Origin of the sequence: Flavobacterium franklandianum (assembly GCF_007097365.1) — a bacterium.
Lineage (GTDB): Bacteria > Bacteroidota > Bacteroidia > Flavobacteriales > Flavobacteriaceae > Flavobacterium > Flavobacterium franklandianum.
On sequence record NZ_VJZR01000001.1, the window covers coordinates 408,762 to 424,937 of the forward strand.

General features: G+C 35.0%; 10 protein-coding genes and 1 pseudogene. 3 read left to right on the forward strand and 8 right to left on the reverse strand.

Features of this window, described 5'->3' with window-relative positions:
• Positions 1 to 21 precede the first annotated feature (21 nt).
• Positions 22 to 1,680: an Ig-like domain-containing protein gene (locus FNW17_RS01845; protein WP_143391568.1), complete on the forward strand. Its 1,659-nt coding sequence runs from the start codon at positions 22 to 24 to the stop codon at positions 1,678 to 1,680.
• A 240-nt stretch (positions 1,681 to 1,920) separates the two neighbouring features.
• Here FNW17_RS01845 and FNW17_RS01850 read toward each other — a convergent pair whose 3' ends face one another.
• The 4 genes from FNW17_RS01850 to FNW17_RS01865 all read right to left on the reverse strand — a co-directional run bounded on the left by FNW17_RS01850 (position 1,921) and on the right by FNW17_RS01865 (position 6,362).
• Positions 1,921 to 2,688, reverse strand: a complete 768-nt coding sequence (locus FNW17_RS01850; RefSeq protein WP_143391569.1) for an amidohydrolase — start codon at positions 2,686 to 2,688, stop codon at positions 1,921 to 1,923.
• A gap of 169 nt (positions 2,689 to 2,857) precedes the next feature.
• Positions 2,858 to 3,604 (reverse strand): succinate dehydrogenase/fumarate reductase iron-sulfur subunit, encoded by a 747-nt coding sequence (locus FNW17_RS01855; protein WP_143391570.1) that lies wholly within the window; start codon positions 3,602 to 3,604, stop codon positions 2,858 to 2,860.
• A gap of 76 nt (positions 3,605 to 3,680) precedes the next feature.
• Positions 3,681 to 5,681, reverse strand: coding sequence for a fumarate reductase/succinate dehydrogenase flavoprotein subunit (locus tag FNW17_RS01860; protein ID WP_143391571.1), 2,001 nt, complete (start codon positions 5,679 to 5,681; stop codon positions 3,681 to 3,683).
• 12 nt (positions 5,682 to 5,693) lie between these two features.
• Complete coding sequence (locus FNW17_RS01865; protein WP_144070742.1) at positions 5,694 to 6,362, reverse strand: succinate dehydrogenase cytochrome b subunit; 669 nt, start codon at positions 6,360 to 6,362, stop codon at positions 5,694 to 5,696.
• Positions 6,363 to 6,814: 452 nt separating this feature from the next.
• Here FNW17_RS01865 and FNW17_RS01870 point away from each other — a divergent pair, with 452 nt between their 5' ends.
• Positions 6,815 to 8,107 carry an aminopeptidase P family protein gene (locus FNW17_RS01870; protein ID WP_144070743.1) on the forward strand — a complete coding sequence of 431 codons (1,293 nt, stop codon included), beginning with the start codon at positions 6,815 to 6,817 and terminating at the stop codon, positions 8,105 to 8,107.
• A 121-nt stretch (positions 8,108 to 8,228) separates the two neighbouring features.
• Positions 8,229 to 9,011 (forward strand): alpha/beta fold hydrolase, encoded by a 783-nt coding sequence (locus FNW17_RS01875; protein ID WP_144070744.1) that lies wholly within the window; start codon positions 8,229 to 8,231, stop codon positions 9,009 to 9,011.
• 22 nt (positions 9,012 to 9,033) lie between these two features.
• Here FNW17_RS01875 and FNW17_RS01880 read toward each other — a convergent pair whose 3' ends face one another.
• The 4 genes and pseudogenes from FNW17_RS01880 to kbl form a co-directional block, all read right to left on the reverse strand.
• Positions 9,034 to 11,796, reverse strand: a complete 2,763-nt coding sequence (locus FNW17_RS01880) for a PD-(D/E)XK nuclease family protein (protein ID WP_143391575.1) — start codon at positions 11,794 to 11,796, stop codon at positions 9,034 to 9,036.
• A gap of 137 nt (positions 11,797 to 11,933) precedes the next feature.
• Positions 11,934 to 12,920: pseudogene (locus FNW17_RS01885) on the reverse strand (thrombospondin type 3 repeat-containing protein); the annotation flags it as partial.
• A 455-nt stretch (positions 12,921 to 13,375) separates the two neighbouring features.
• Positions 13,376 to 14,851 carry an OmpA family protein gene (locus FNW17_RS01890; protein WP_143391576.1) on the reverse strand — a complete coding sequence of 492 codons (1,476 nt, stop codon included), beginning with the start codon at positions 14,849 to 14,851 and terminating at the stop codon, positions 13,376 to 13,378.
• Between the two features lie 114 nt (positions 14,852 to 14,965).
• Positions 14,966 to 16,156: a glycine C-acetyltransferase gene (kbl, locus tag FNW17_RS01895; RefSeq protein WP_143391577.1), complete on the reverse strand. Its 1,191-nt coding sequence runs from the start codon at positions 16,154 to 16,156 to the stop codon at positions 14,966 to 14,968.
• Positions 16,157 to 16,176 lie beyond the last annotated feature (20 nt).

Genomic DNA, 16,176 nt, shown 5'->3' on the forward strand with positions numbered 1-16,176 from the left:
ACTTCTAAACTCTGATTCCTTATGTTGAAAAACAACTCTAAATATTTTCTGTTTTTGCTAGTTTTAATAATGGCAAGTTGTGCCAAAAGAGGCAGTATTACAGGCGGTTTAAAAGACACGCTTGCGCCTATTTTGAAATCAAGTTATCCCAAAAACTTTAGCACCGAATTTAAAGGAACTGAAATTAAATTGACTTTTGACGAATTTATCAAGCTCAAAGACTTGAAAAAGCAATTGATTATTTCGCCACCAATGAAGAACGAACCCTTAATTTCACCTACAAGTGTGGCTAAATTTATTACCATAAAAATAAACGATACTTTACAACCCAACACGACTTATAGTTTCAATTTTGGTCAAAGCATTGAGGATAACAACGAGGGAAATCCTTTGAGTCAGTTTAAATATGTGTTTTCTACTGGTGCTATTATCGATTCGTTATCGATTTCAGGTACTGTGAAAGATGGGTATGAGAAAGAGGTGGAGTCTTTTGTTTCGGTTATGCTTTATGAGGTAAATGACAAATACAATGATTCTGTTGTTTACAAAGAATCTCCAAGATATATCACTAACACTTTAGACAGTTTGAAAACCTTTAAATTAGATAATTTAAAGGCGGGAAAATATCTACTTGTAGCGATGAAAGATTATGGTTCTAATAATAAATTTAATCCCAATAAGGACAAAATTGCGTTTAAAAAAGAATTTATTACCATCCCGAACGACACTACTTATGAGTTAAAATTATTCAAAGAAGTGTTGCCCTTTAAAGCATTTAAACCTATTCAAGCATCAGGAAACAGATTGATTTTTCCGTATGAAGGAAAAACCGATGAAATGAAATTGAAAGTTAAAAATAATGAAATTGATTTGCCGATAATCATCACCAAATTCCCCAAAAAGGATTCGCTTCAGATTTGGTTTAAACCTTTGAAAGTGGATTCACTTTCAATGGCAGTTTCGAAAGGAAAATACAGCAAGAATTTCACTTTTAAAATTAAAGAACAGAAAAAAGACAGTTTAAATATCACAACAGTACAAAAGAGTTCAAATAGTTTTAGAGATTCATTTGTTTTAGAAAGTGCCACTCCAATAACAAAAATGGATGCTTCTAAAATAAAACTAATTAATAAAGATTCTGTTGCTGTGGCTTTCACTACAAAATATGATGATTTTAACCAACAAATAGTATTTGATTTTAAAAAGGAACTGTCAGAAAACTACACTTTTATAATTATGCCGGGTGCATTGACGGATTATTTAGAACAATCCAATATAAATATTACTTTTAAATTGAATACCAAAAGTATAGAAGAGTATGGTAATCTGAAAGTGAGTTTACAAAACGTAAAACGGTTCCCTGTGCTAGTTCAACTTACGAATAACGCTGGAGATGTCGTTGCCACAGAATATTGCGAAAGCAAAACAAAAGTTGAATTTAGTTTTATTGATCCTTCTCTTTTTTCGCTTAGAGCGATTTATGACGATAATAAAAACGCAATTTGGGATACCGGAAACTTCTTGGAAAAACGCCAAGCTGAGGAAGTGATTTATTTTTCGAAAGAAATACCAGTTCGTGCCAATTGGGATATAGAACAAGTTTTTGATTTGAGTATTCCTTACACACCAGAACCCAAAAAGAAAGTGGAGAAAAAGAAAAAATCTAGTTCAGGGTTTTAGTTCGAAAGTATCTCTGAGGTTTATAAGATGTATGTCCGCTTTGCGACAGGCAAAGAAACAATGGCACGCAGATGACACGGATGGAACGGATTTTCTCTGATTTCTTAAACTTAATTGACCTTGAATGCCTTATATGGTAAAAAATTAATTAGGCATTAAGTACTTAAATGACTTATGTGTTAAATCTTATCTGTGTGCTAATGTTGCAAGAGGAAATGTATTGGCTAACTTAGTACCAATTCAGGTTTTTAGTTCGAAAGTATCTCTATCGTTAAGGAATCCTAACTTTATTCTGGTTTCAAGTAGTTTTTCCTTGTTTAACTCTACTATGAAAACGCCTTCGGTTTTTTGAGGTTCAAGAATATAATTTCCTAGAAAATCAACCGCTTGCGAATGCCCAACATATTCGAAATTGTTGTCGTCAAAACCTATTCTATTCACGCCAATAGTATAACACATATTCTCGACTGATCGTGCTTTGAGTAAAATATCCCAGGCATTGATGCGAGGTTTTGGCCAATTGGCAACATAAAGCAACAAGTCGTAATCTTCAACGTTTCGAGCAAAAACTGGAAAACGCAAATCATAGCATACTAGTGGACAAATCTTCCATCCTACATACTCTACAATCAATTTTTCTTGACCTGAAGCATAAACTTTGTCTTCACCGGCAAGGGTAAATAAATGTCGTTTGTTATAAAATTGGATTTCTCCCGACGGAAAAACAAAAACTAATCTATTGTAGAAATTATTATTTTCTTTGACAATTAAACTTCCTGTAATTGCACTATTACTATCTTTCGCCAAAGATTGTAGCCACGAAATGGTTTCGCCTTGCATTGTTTCGGCAAGACTTTTTGGATTCATTGTGAATCCCGTCGAGAACATTTCTGGCAATACAATCAAATCTACTTTTGCAGTAATAGCATTGATTTTTTCTTCGAAATGATTTCGATTGGCTTTTGGGTTTTCCCAAATGAGTGAGGATTGAATTAAGGCGATTTTCATTATATAAAAATACTAAAATTTGGCACACAGATGACACGGACGGAACGGATTAATACTGATTTTAAAATTTTGATTATAATAAAAAACGCATCCAAATAAATGAATGCGTTTTTAAAATATTTAGTTTTTGTCTTTAAGACTTTTGACATTCGCCTTTGAGACTAATTTATTACCCTTTGATACTTGCCGATAAATATTCTCTGTTCATTTGAGCGATATAATCTAACGAAATTCCTTTAGGACATTCTACTTCACAAGCTCCAGTATTGGTACAGTTCCCAAAACCTTCAGCATCCATTTGGGCTACCATATTCAAAACTCGGTCCGTAGCTTCTACTCTTCCTTGTGGCAACAAAGCGTATTGAGATACTTTGGCGGCTACAAATAACATCGCCGATGAGTTTTTGCAAGTGGCTACACAAGCGCCACAACCAATACAAGTTGCTGCATCAAAAGCTCTGTCGGCATCGTGTTTTGGAATTGGAATTGTATTGGCGTCTACTGGATTTCCAGAAGTGTTTACCGATACAAATCCACCTGCGTGTTGAATTCTGTCAAAAGCACTTCTATCAACCACTAAATCTTTAATAACTGGAAAAGCAGCTGCTCTAAATGGTTCGATAAATATAGTGTCGCCATCTTTGAACATTCGCATATGCAATTGACAAGTAGGAATTCCTCTGTCTGGTCCGTGTGCTTCTCCGTTTATAAAAAGAGAACAAGAACCACAAATTCCTTCACGACAATCGTGGTCAAAAGATACGGGTTCATCTCCTTTGTTTATTAATTGCTCGTTTAGAACATCCAACATTTCAAGAAAAGACATATCTTCCTCGATTCCATCAATAGGATATTCAACAATTTTTCCTTCTGCTTTGGCATTTTTCTGACGCCATATTTGTAATGTAAGTTTCATATTTTTTAGTTTGAAAGTCTTATAGTCGAAATCCGAAAGTCATTTGACTTTAAGACACTTGACCTTTGACTAATTTCTATTTATAACTACGAGTTACTAATTTAATGTTTTCAAATACCAATGGTTCTTTGTGTAGAACCGCATCGCTAGGTTTTCCTTTGTATTCCCAAGCAGCGACATAAGCAAAGTTTTCATCATCGCGTTGCGCTTCACCATCTTCGGATTGGTATTCTTCTCGGAAGTGTCCTCCACAAGATTCATTACGGTGTAATGCGTCTTTTGCAAACAATTCTCCTAATTCAAGGAAATCGGCAACACGACCTGCTTTTTCTAATTCTTGGTTGAAACTATCTGCTGTTCCAGGAACTTTTACGTCTTTATAAAATTCTTCGCGTAAAGCGGCAATTTCTTCGATCGCTTCGGTCAATCCTTTTGCATTTCGAGCCATTCCAACTTTGTCCCACATAATTTTTCCTAATTTCTTGTGGAAATAGTCAACAGAATGTGTTCCGTTATTGTTTATGAATTTCTCAATTTGGTCTTTAACTTTTTTCTCCGCTTCCACAAATTCAGGTAAATCGGTAGAAATGGTTCCTGTTTTGATATCTGGAGCTAAATAATCACCAATTGTATAAGGCAATACAAAATAACCATCGGCTAGACCTTGCATCAATGCCGAAGCACCTAATCTATTGGCTCCGTGATCTGAAAAATTTGATTCTCCAATAGAGAAACAACCAGGAATGGTAGTTTGTAAGTTATAATCAACCCAAGTACCACCCATAGTATAATGCACCGCTGGGTAAATCATCATTGGGGTTTTGTATGGATCCTCATCAACAATTTTCTCATACATTTGAAACAAATTACCATACTTATTAGCAACAACAGCTGCTCCTAAATCGATAATTAATTTGGTGTTATTAGCATCCAAACCTTTAATATAAGCTTGCTCTTTTCCGTAACGTTGAATCGCTGAGGCAAAATCTAAATAAACAGCTTCGCCTGTTTTGTTAACTCCAAAACCGGCATCACATCTTTCTTTTGCAGCACGAGATGCCACATCACGAGGAACTAAATTTCCAAAAGATGGGTATCTTCTTTCCAAATAATAATCTCTATCTTCTTCTGATAAATCAGCAGGTTTTTTCTTTCCTTCACGAATTGCTTGTGCATCTTCTAGTTTTGCTGGAACCCAAATACGACCATCATTACGCAATGATTCTGACATCAAAGTCAATTTCGATTGGTGTTCTCCTGAAACAGGAATACAAGTTGGGTGAATTTGTGTGTAACAAGGATTGGCAAAAAACGCTCCTTTTTTATGTATTTTCCAAGCAGCAGTAGCGTTACTTCCCATTGCGTAAGTAGATAGGAAAAACACATTTCCGTATCCTCCAGATGCAATAACTACAGCGTGTGCAGAATGTCTTTCGATTTCTCCAGTAACTAAATCACGAGCAATAATTCCACGAGCTTTTCCATCTACCACTACTAAATCCAGCATTTCGTGACGGTTATGAGGTTTTATTTTTCCACGACCTATTTGGCGATTCATTGCAGAATAAGCACCTAATAATAATTGTTGTCCTGTTTGACCTTTGGCATAAAATGTTCTGGCTACCAAAGTTCCTCCAAAAGAACGATTGTCCAATAATCCACCATATTCTCTAGCCAACGGAACGCCTTGCATTACGCATTGATCAATAATATTAGTCGAAACTTCTGCCAAACGATGAACGTTTGCTTCGCGTGAACGATAATCGCCTCCTTTTATAGTATCGTAAAACAAACGGAAAGTAGAATCTCCGTCTCCTTGATAATTTTTTGCTGCATTGATTCCCCCTTGTGCTGCAATTGAGTGCGCACGACGTGGTGAATCTTGAAAACAAAATGTTTTTACGTTATACCCTAATTCTGCCAAAGTTGCAGCAGCAGAACCTCCAGCAAGTCCAGTTCCCACTACGATAATATCGATATTACGTTTGTTAGCTGGATTTACTAAATTAATATGATCTTTATAATTTGTCCATTTGTCCGAAATTGAACCACTAGGAACTTTTGAGTCTAATGCCATTATAATTAAATATTAAATATGATTAAAATGATGAAATAAAGCAATAAAAATAAATCCAAAAGGAATTACTATTGCAAAAGCATATCCCAATTTGTGCAGCGCTTTTGCGTATTTATTAGCAAATCCAACAGATTGAAATGAAGAATTGAAACCGTGCCACAAGTGTAATGACAAAAGCACAAACGCAATACAATATAAACCTGTACGAACTGGACTTTCAAATTTATGAACTAATTCTTCATAATATCTTGTTTCATTAATGGTATTTACAGCAATATATTTATAATTCATTTCAGCAAACCAAAAATCATACATATGCAAGCCTAAAAAAGCCAACACTACCACTCCAGAAATAATCATGTTTCTTGAAGCCCAAGAAGCATTTGCTGCTCCATTATATTTTACGTAACTAATAGGTCTGGCGTTTCTGTTTTTCAACTCTAAAACAAACCCCATAACGAAGTGAAAAACAACTCCAGCAATTAAAACTGGTTGCATTACAAATTGGATTAAAGGATTGTAACCCATAAAATGTGACATCGCATTAAAAGAATCGGCGCTAAACACGGAAACCATATTAATAAAAAAGTGAAGCGATAGAAACGAAATCAAAAAAAGTCCTGAAAGCGCCATTGCCACTTTTTTAGCAATTGACGACTTCAATATTGCAGATTTTGCCATAAGTAATTTGAATATAATTTATAAAAATTTAAGCAAAAATAAAGTAATTTCAGCTTAATAACAACCTTTATCTGCTTATTTATAATTAATCAACTGTTAATTATTTAATTAATAACACAACTCTTTCTGGCACTCAATATTTTAACGTACTGATGTAATTTACTACGTATTTTTACTTAATTATTTATGATTGGCTATTTTTTTATGTTTGTTTAAAAGGATGGTTTTCATTTTTAAAATATTTTTATCAACCAAATAAAAATTAAACCTGCTAATCTTCCCTTTTTGTTTCTAAAGTTTCTACTTTTGAGTATTCAATGTATAAAAATTAAATTTATGAAATGAGCAGACTCCAAAATTGGTCGTAAGCACCAATGAAGATATGCGACCCGAGCTTTGCGAATAGACGAAGCAATTACAAATGAACGATAAAAAACAATAAATATCTACAAATGAAATACCATCAAATCGACCGACAACTTTATATAAAAAATCGCGCCAAATTCACGGCTCAAATGAAACCAAATAGTGTCGCGATTTTCAACTCCAACGACATTTATCCCGTTTCTGCTGACAGCACTTTGCCTTTTGCGCAACATCGCGATATTTTCTATTTAAGTGGAGTGGATCAAGAAGAAAGCATTCTATTACTTTTCCCTGATGCTCCTTATGAAAACCAACGTGAAATGTTGTTCCTCAAAGAAACCAGCGAACACATTGCCATTTGGGAAGGCGAAAAACTAACCAAAGACCGCGCTTTTGAAGTTTCAGGAATCAAAACCGTGCATTGGTTGCAAGATTTCGAAAAAGTTTTGTTCGAAATGATGACGTATTCCGATACGATTTACATCAACACCAACGAACATTATCGTGCCACCGTGGAAACGGAAACCCGCGAAGCTCGTTTTGTGAAATGGTGGGCAGCCAAATATCCAGCGCATCAAGTGGCCAAAAGCAATCCTATTTTGCAACGCATTCGTTCCATAAAAGAAGCCGAAGAATTGGATTTAATCCAAAATGCCTGCGATATTACCGAAAAAGGTTTTAGAAGATTGCTTCCTTTTGTAAAACCAAACGTAATGGAATACGAAATCGAGGCCGAGCTGATTCACGAATTCATCCGCAATCGCTCCAAAGGGTTTGCTTATACGCCAATTATCGCTTCTGGTAACAGTGCCAATGTGTTGCATTATATCGAAAATAACCAACAATGCAAAGCTGGAGATTTAATTTTATTGGATGTTGCCGCCGAATACGCCAATTATTCCAGCGATTTAACTCGGACTATTCCCGTTTCTGGACGCTACAACGAAAGACAAAAAGCAGTTTACAATGCTGTTCTTCGTGTAAAAAATGAAGCAACAAAAATGCTAACACCAGGAACACTTTGGAAACAATATCATATTGAAGTTGGGAAATTAATGACCTCGGAATTGCTTGGTTTAGGACTTATCGATAAAGCCGATGTGCAAAACGAAAACCCAGAATGGCCTGCCTACAAAAAATATTTTATGCACGGAACCTCCCACCATATGGGACTAGACACTCACGATTACGGCAAACTTACCGAACCAATGCAAGCCAATATGGTTTTCACCGTAGAACCCGGAATCTATATTCCTGCCGAAGGTTTCGGAATCCGACTGGAAGACAATGTCGTTGTTCAAGAAACTGGCGAACCTTTTAATTTGATGCGAAACATCCCAATTGAGATTGAGGAAATTGAGAGTTTGATGAATAATTAAATCTTTTTTTGTATTACTTTTTTGAACCATTAAGAAATTAAGGAAATTAAGATTTGCAGAATCTCTTAATGAAACTTAATTTTCTTAATGGTTCAATTTTTAATGTTTTTAAAATCAAGCAATGAATCAAATTCTCTACAAAAACACAAAAATATCCTATTCCGATACCGGGAAAGGCAATACCGTTGTGTTGCTTCACGGTTTTCTGGAAAACCAAACGATGTGGCAGGATTTAGTTCCAGAATTGAGCAAAAAACACCGTGTTATAACCTTAGATTTATTAGGTCACGGCGAATCTGGTTGTTTGGGTTATGTCCATTCAATGGAAGAAAACGCTGAAGTAGTTCGTGCCGTTTTATCAAAATTACGAATCCGAAAAACGGTTTTTGTCGGACATTCAATGGGTGGTTATGTAGCTTTGGCATTCGCCGAATTGTATCCTGCAATGGTAAAAGGTTTGGTTTTACAAAATTCAACTTCAAAAGCCGACAGCGAGGAACGAAAAGCCAATCGAGATCGCGCCATCAAAGCAGTGAAGAAAGATTATACCACATTTATCAGACTTTCTATTGCTAATCTTTTTAGTCCTAACAATCGCGAACGATTAATTGACGAAATCGAAAAGGTAAAAATAGAGGCTTTAAAAACACCCTTACAAGGAGTTGTAGCTTCGCTCGAAGGAATGAAAATCCGCAAAAACCGTGAAGTTTTATTGCATCTGACCCCTTATCCTAAAATGCTGATTCTTGGCAAAAAAGATCCGGTATTGAATTATGAAGATTCTATGGATCAAATTGAAGACACCACTGTAAAACTCGTCACTTTCCCCGACGGGCATATGAGTCATATTGAAAATCGAGAACAATTGAAAACCGTTTTATTGGAGTTTTTCAAAAGTATTTAAATTCTCTTTGTGAACTTTGTGGTTAAACTTTTTCTTCAAAAGGTTTTTCCTCGTCCAAAATTTCATTCAACAACAAAACCATTTGTTCTAAATATTCATTCAAAATTGCTGTATCAATAGTTGTGTTTTCTTCTTTTCCCTCTTTAAAACTAAAAGGCAAAAAACCTGATTTTAAATTCTTGAACGAAATAATTCCAGCTTCAATAGGTTTGCCGCGTGCTTCGTTTTCATACATAAAAGCGTATGCCAAAACCTGAATAATTTTATCGTTTTTGATTTCTTCGGTTAAACCTTTCCAAGATTTTAGGGTAACGTTGGGCTTTTCTACTTTACCCGTTTTATAATCTATGATTCGGATAATACCGTTGCGTTCTTCAATTCGATCCACTTTTCCGGCAATTTTTATCGGAAACGGCAAACTTGGATGTTCTAAAATTCTTTCGCACCCTTTTTCTAAATGAAGAATTTTTATTGCATCACCATCTTTAATGCTTTCCTGTTCAAATTTTAGAAAATTAGAAACATTGCGTTTGGCGACTTCAAAAGCCAGCAGATTTCTTCCTTTTTTGATTTCCCCTTCTTTATAAACCAATTTGAATTGCTTCAATACTTCGGCATCCAATAATTTGAAACAACCTAAAATGTCATTTTCCGACAAAAATTTTCCAATAAAAGGCGTGTATAAAGCCTCCAACGTTTCGTGAATTATAGTTCCCAAAGTATTCAAAGCGATGTTTTCTTCGACTTCTTCGACTTCGCTAATGCGTAAAATCTTTTGGAAATAAAAATCAATTGGATTTCGAATATAACTCGTCAAGGCCGATGGAGAAAATCCCTTTTCAGCAATTTCTTTCAAACGAATCATCACCGATTCCGACTTTGGAACTACAATCGGTTGATAAGCCGTTTCGGGCAAAACAGCATTATAAATTTCGTGAGTTAGCGTGTGTTTTGGTTGTTTCTCCACTTCCAATTGAGTGATGAATCGGCTTTTTTCGCCAGCATCCAAACCTTCACTTTCGGTGTTATAAATCAAATAAATATTCTTGGCACGTTGCAACAAATGATAGAAGTGATAGGTGTAAATCGCATCTTTTTCCTTGAAAGTAGGCAACCCCAATTCCCTTTTAACATCATACGGAATGAAGGAATTCATCGACTTCCCTGCTGGAAATTTCCCTTCATTCATTGAAGTGACAATTACAGTTTCAAAATCCAAAACACGACTTTCCAATACGCCCATAATCTGTAAACCATTCAAGGGTTCCCCTTCGAAAGAGACTTCGGCTAGATCAATTACTTGTTTGTAAATCGCATAAAGTGTTTCGATTTTATCGATATGCGAATGCTGTGAATAGTAATTAATCAGTTTGTTGATGGTTTTGAAAATCGCATAAACAAAGGCTTTGGTGATTTTTTCCTCTTCATTGTCGTTACTCAAATTTGTTTTTATGGTTTGCAACAAACTCGAAATGGTTTCTAAAACTGTCATCGAACCATTTTCCCATTTTTTGAATAGTAGAAGAAACAAATCACTTGGATTTGGATTTAATTCCATCAATTTTTGATGGGTGATAAACGTGTAATTATTTTGATTTATGACGTTAACTAGTGCACCCGTTTTCGCATAAGGTTCCACCAAAGGATGCGTCAGAATATCCAAAACGTCTTTGTAATACAGGACATAATTTTTGGCATTTCGAGACAAAGCATTCGTGTGCATTTTGAATAATTTGGCTATTAAAATCTGCGCTGGATTGTTCTTACTCGAATAACCCATCGTGATATTTAAAGCACCAACAGTTGATGGCAAAGAATATAGAAGTGGGACTAATAAATTTTCTTCTCCTAACACAACGGCAACTTTATCTAATGTTGTATTTGGATTATCATTGATGATATTTTCAATAATACTTCCTGTAATTTTGGCTTGACCAATACTTTTGGGAGTACCAATAACTTGAATATTTTTCGACTGCGAAAAATCATCCACAATCCATTCGAAAGGATTGGATTTATACTGTTTCCAACTCGATTTGAAACGTCTTACAAACAATCCCGCATCGTGATAGGGATCATTCAGAAAGGCTTGATCTACGTCCCAATATATCGCAGCCTGATCTGAAGCCATCAAATGTTGAATGATTCGTTCTTCGGCGGCATTCAAGGCATTGAAACCTGCAAAAATGAATTGTTTTTCTTTTATAGAATTTGAAAAATGATTGATATTATTAACCGCTTCACGATAAATTAATCCTTGATAACCAATTCCTTTGTTCAGCAAATGATTGTAAAGTGATTGGTAGTAATTGGGTAGTAATTTCCAGAAATCAATGTAGTTTTCCAGCAATTGCGTTTTGTTTTCGACGTCAATTCCCCATTTCTTGATGTCTTCAATATCTTTTAAATACGAAAGAACGTGAGACGGATCTAATAAATAACGATCAATTTCGTTAAAATCTTGTAGTAATGTTTTGGCCCAATTGGCAAAAAGCTCAAAGGATTGTTGATTCGGTTTTTCGGTAATAGACAAGTAAACTTCGTAAAATTCGAACAGCAACTCTATTGGATCAATAGCACGAATACTCGCAATATCCTGAATAAATTCCTCAATACTAATAATCTCCGGAGATAAAATATTAGTTGAGATTTGCTTATTTAAAGCTTCTATCAAAAATATTTTGGCTCTCTTGTTTGGCAAAACCACAATTGTATTGGAAAGTTTTCCAGAATAATTGGTAATTAAAACCTGTGCAATTTTATCTAAAAATGAAGTGTCAACCATTTTATAAATATAAAAAAAGCCATTCAATTAAGAATGGCTTTTTAAAATTATTTATGCGAAATTAAATTACTATTTACTTTCGCATAAAATCTATGTGTCTAAATTTAGAACACCCGCTTTTTTAGTTTCTAATTTACTGGACACCCGTTATTTGATGCTGGGCCAGGTATTCTAGGGCATCTATCATCAGGATCTATTATGCCATCTCCATCAGTATCAGGACATCCTTTTAAAGCAGGAAAGCCAGCGTCATATGGACACGCGTCATCTTTATCCGCAATACCATCTTCATCAATGTCAGGACATCCGTTTAAAGCAGCTATACCAAATGCATCAGGACATGCGTCACTTCCGTTGATGATTCCATCTCCGTCTGAATCGGGACAACCATTAAATTGTATTAAACCAACAACTTCTGGACAAGCATCGTATTTGTCGTAAATTCCGTCAGCGTCAGTATCTTTACCTCCAAATTGGTAGGTAATACCAGCAGAATGTTGGAAATGAGAAGGAGAGTCTGGGGTATAAGAATCTCCAAAAACATTTCTATCACCAAAAGATTTTTTATACGTTGTTGCTAAAGATAGACCTACTTTTTTATTAAACCAAAAAGTTAAACCAGCACCTGGATTAAAAGTACTAAAACTACTATCACCCAAATTTGTGTAACCGCCCCCAAGACTCAATGAAGGGTCAATTGTTTTAGAATCTATCAAAACCATAAAACTATATTTAACACTTAAGTCAATACCGAAATACTTTAAATCCCTAGGATTTGATACTATATACCCACTGGAATTACTTTCAGAATTTAAAGGGTCATAAACAACAAATTTAGAGATTTTGTTTACAGAACCTTGAACTCCAACAGAAAAATTGTTTCCTACGGATCTAGATATACTAAGAAAAGAGACATAGGGCAGAATATTCCAGTTTTCATTAACATTTAACATGTGAGAAAAATGTCGGTCTAACCAACTTTTTTCTCCACCGGGAACACTAGCTTGGGTGTCAACTACATTAAAGCCAGCCGATACTGCCCAAGGATTGTTGCTGTTTTGTGCGTGTGAGCTTACAATCATTAGCGCCATTACAACAAGTAAAAGTATGTTAAAATGTTTCATGTTAAATTTAGTTAAATTTTTTATTTATATGTTTTTAAACTGAAAAACAAATAATTTTTTTGAAGAAAATCTAAATAGATTTTTTTGCAACTCTTGTTGAATCACAAACTATTAAGCCATTCAAAAGTTACTATAACTTGTTTAAAGTTACAAAATCAATGCTATTTCTTAATAAAAATCTGAGTATTTAATTTGCAATAATATGTATTTTTAGACAAATTATATATCCTTTTGTATATTATTATAATTCTAAAAACAAAATGTAACCATTTTTAATAAAAATTACACTTGAAAAACTAGATAGAGCACTTAATTATAATATTTTTATTTTTGAAAAAACACAATCAAAAAACGATGTGTTTCATAAATATTGTTTATTGTTAGTCTGTCATTTTATAAATATAAAAAAAGCCATTCAATTAAGAATGGCTTTTTATAATTATTATAAAAGTAAATTACAATTTACCTTCGTATATAGAACCTACGTGTTTCACTTCAGTTCTTCTATTTTGAGCTTTACCAGCTTTAGTTTTGTTGGAAGCAACTGGTTTAGATTCGCCAAAACCTACAGCAGTCAAATTATCAGCTTTTACTCCTTTTTCAATCAAGGCATTTCTAACAGAATTTGCTCTGTCTTCAGAAAGTTTTTGGTTGAATGCATTAGAACCATCGCTATCTGTATGACCTTCAATGCTGAATTTTGCGTTTGGATAGTTTCTAAGGATTTCTCTCATAGCATCTAGACTAGCTATTGTTGCAGCATCACCTACTTTGAAAGTAGATTTTCCCGAATTAAAGAATACAGATCTAGCTTGAATTTTAAGGCTTTCGATAGCTTCTGGAGTTACTTCAGGACATCCTTTGTTACTTGCAGGACCAGCTACAGTAGGGCAATCATCTTCTAAATCTGGAACACCATCTTTATCAGCGTCCAATACTGGACAACCACCATTAGATTTAGGACCAGCTACAGTAGGACATTTGTCATCTTTATCAGCTAAACCATCTCCGTCAGTATCAGGACAACCTTGGAAAGCAGCTAAGCCAGCAACTTCAGGACAGGCATCATCCTTATCAGCAATTCCATCTCCGTCTGTGTCAGGACAACCGTTTAAAGCAGCTAAACCAAAAACATCTGGACAAGCATCACTTCCGTCGATTATTCCATCTCCGTCTGTATCAGGACAACCGTTGAATTGTTTTAAACCAGCAACTTCTGGACAAGCATCATCTTTGTCATAAATTCCATCTCCGTCAGTATCTTTACCTCCAAATTGGAAAGTAATGCCTAGTGAATGTTGAAAATGAGAGGGAGAATCAGGAGTGTAATCATCTGTAGATAAACTACGTTCAGCACCAAGTCCTTGAGATACTTTATATACAGTTGCTAATTGCAAACCAACATTTTCAGAGAACCAGAAAGTTAATCCTGCTCCAGGGTTTACAGTTCCAAAACTATTATCTCCTAGCCAAGTGTAACCTCCACCTAAACTTAATGAAGGATCAATTACTTTAGATTTTATCAAAGACATAAAGCTATATCTTACATTAGCATCAACAGCATAATACATTAAATCACCTGGATTTGTTACCACATAACCAGTAGAACTATGATTTGGATTTGAAGGATCAAAAACAACAAACTTATCGATTTTGTTGATAGACCCCTGAATTCCAACAGAGAAATTGTTTCCTACTGATTTAGCTAAGCTAAGATAAGATACCGAAGGAAGAATATTCCAGTTTTCGCTTACATTGAATGCCTGAGAAGCGTGAGAATCTAAAAAGTTTTTTCCTCCACCAGCACTTGCCCGTGTGTCAACTGCATTTACCCCGAACGAAAGGGCCCAAGGATTGTTGCTATTCTGTGCGTGAGAGCTCATTGCCAACACCATCATTACAGCAAGTAAAAGTTTGTTAAGATGTTTCATACTTAATTAAGTTTAATTACAATTTAGTTAAATTTAAACAAAAGTAACACGTAATTTTTTAACTACAAAATAAAAAGTTAAAAAAAATACATATAAAGTCAATAAAAACAACATTTAGATGACATTTAGACTCGTTCCAACCTGAACAAAAGCATTAATGGCTATGTCTAAGTGTTCTCTTGTATGAGAAGCTGATAATTGCACTCTAATTCTTGCCTTGTCTTTTGGCACAACAGGAAAAAAGAAACCAATCACATAAATTCCTTTCTTTAAAAGTTCATTTGCCATTACTTGAGCTAATTTTGCATCATATAGCATTACAGGAACTATTGCAGAATCACCATCTATAATATCAAAACCAGCTTTTTTTATTCCTGCTTTGAAATAATTGGTATTCCATTCTAGTTTGTCTCTAAGCGTAGTGTCTTTTTCTAATAATTCGAAAACTTTAATTGACGCTCCAACAATTGCAGGTGCAAGCGAATTCGAAAACAAATATGGTCTGGATCGTTGACGCAACAATTCAATAATTTCTTTTTTGGCTGTAGTATAACCGCCCATTGCTCCGCCAAGCGCCTTTCCTAATGTTCCTGTGATAATATCAACTCGCCCCATTACGCCTTTTGCCTCGAGCGTTCCTTTTCCGGTTACTCCAATAAATCCTGCGGCGTGACATTCGTCAACCATAACCATTGCATCATATTTGTCGGCTAAATCGCAAATTTTGTCTAATGGCGCAACAACACCGTCCATAGAGAAAACACCATCGGTGACAATTAATTTAAAACGAGCTCTAGTTTCATTGGCTTTTATTAGTTGTTGTTCCAAATCCTCCATATTGCTGTTTTCGTAGCGGTATCGGGCCGCTTTACACAAACGAACTCCGTCAATAATAGAAGCGTGATTCAAACTATCAGAAATTATCGCGTCGCTCTCATTTAACAATGGTTCGAAAACTCCTCCATTAGCATCAAAAGCCGCAGCATATAAAATAGTATCTTCTGTTCCATAGAATTCTGAAATCTTTTTTTCCAATGTTTTGTGAATATCCTGTGTCCCACAAATAAACCGAACAGATGACATTCCAAAACCATGCGAATCCATCGCATCTTTAGCAGCCTGAATCACTTCTGGATGAGAAGATAGGCCAAGATAATTATTGGCACAAAAATTCAGAACCGTTTCTCCGTTAACGGTAATTTCTGCTCCTTGTGGCGAAGTAATGATTCTTTCCCTTTTGAAAAGGCCGTTATCTTCTATAGTTTGAAGTTCGGATTGCAAATGTTTTTGAATTTTTCCGTACATATTTTTTATTTATTATGTTT

Coding starts and splice junctions, on each gene's coding strand:
- kbl (WP_143391577.1), bottom strand. CDS start 16,156: ATGTACGGAAAAATTCAAAAACATTTGCAATCCGAACTTCAAACTATA.
- FNW17_RS01870 (WP_144070743.1), top strand. CDS start 6,815: ATGAAATACCATCAAATCGACCGACAACTTTATATAAAAAATCGCGCC.
- FNW17_RS01850 (WP_143391569.1), bottom strand. CDS start 2,688: ATGAAAATCGCCTTAATTCAATCCTCACTCATTTGGGAAAACCCAAAA.
- FNW17_RS01890 (WP_143391576.1), bottom strand. CDS start 14,851: ATGAAACATCTTAACAAACTTTTACTTGCTGTAATGATGGTGTTGGCA.
- FNW17_RS01880 (WP_143391575.1), bottom strand. CDS start 11,796: ATGGTTGACACTTCATTTTTAGATAAAATTGCACAGGTTTTAATTACC.
- FNW17_RS01860 (WP_143391571.1), bottom strand. CDS start 5,681: ATGGCATTAGACTCAAAAGTTCCTAGTGGTTCAATTTCGGACAAATGG.
- FNW17_RS01875 (WP_144070744.1), top strand. CDS start 8,229: ATGAATCAAATTCTCTACAAAAACACAAAAATATCCTATTCCGATACC.
- FNW17_RS01855 (WP_143391570.1), bottom strand. CDS start 3,604: ATGAAACTTACATTACAAATATGGCGTCAGAAAAATGCCAAAGCAGAA.
- FNW17_RS01865 (WP_144070742.1), bottom strand. CDS start 6,362: ATGGCAAAATCTGCAATATTGAAGTCGTCAATTGCTAAAAAAGTGGCA.
- FNW17_RS01845 (WP_143391568.1), top strand. CDS start 22: ATGTTGAAAAACAACTCTAAATATTTTCTGTTTTTGCTAGTTTTAATA.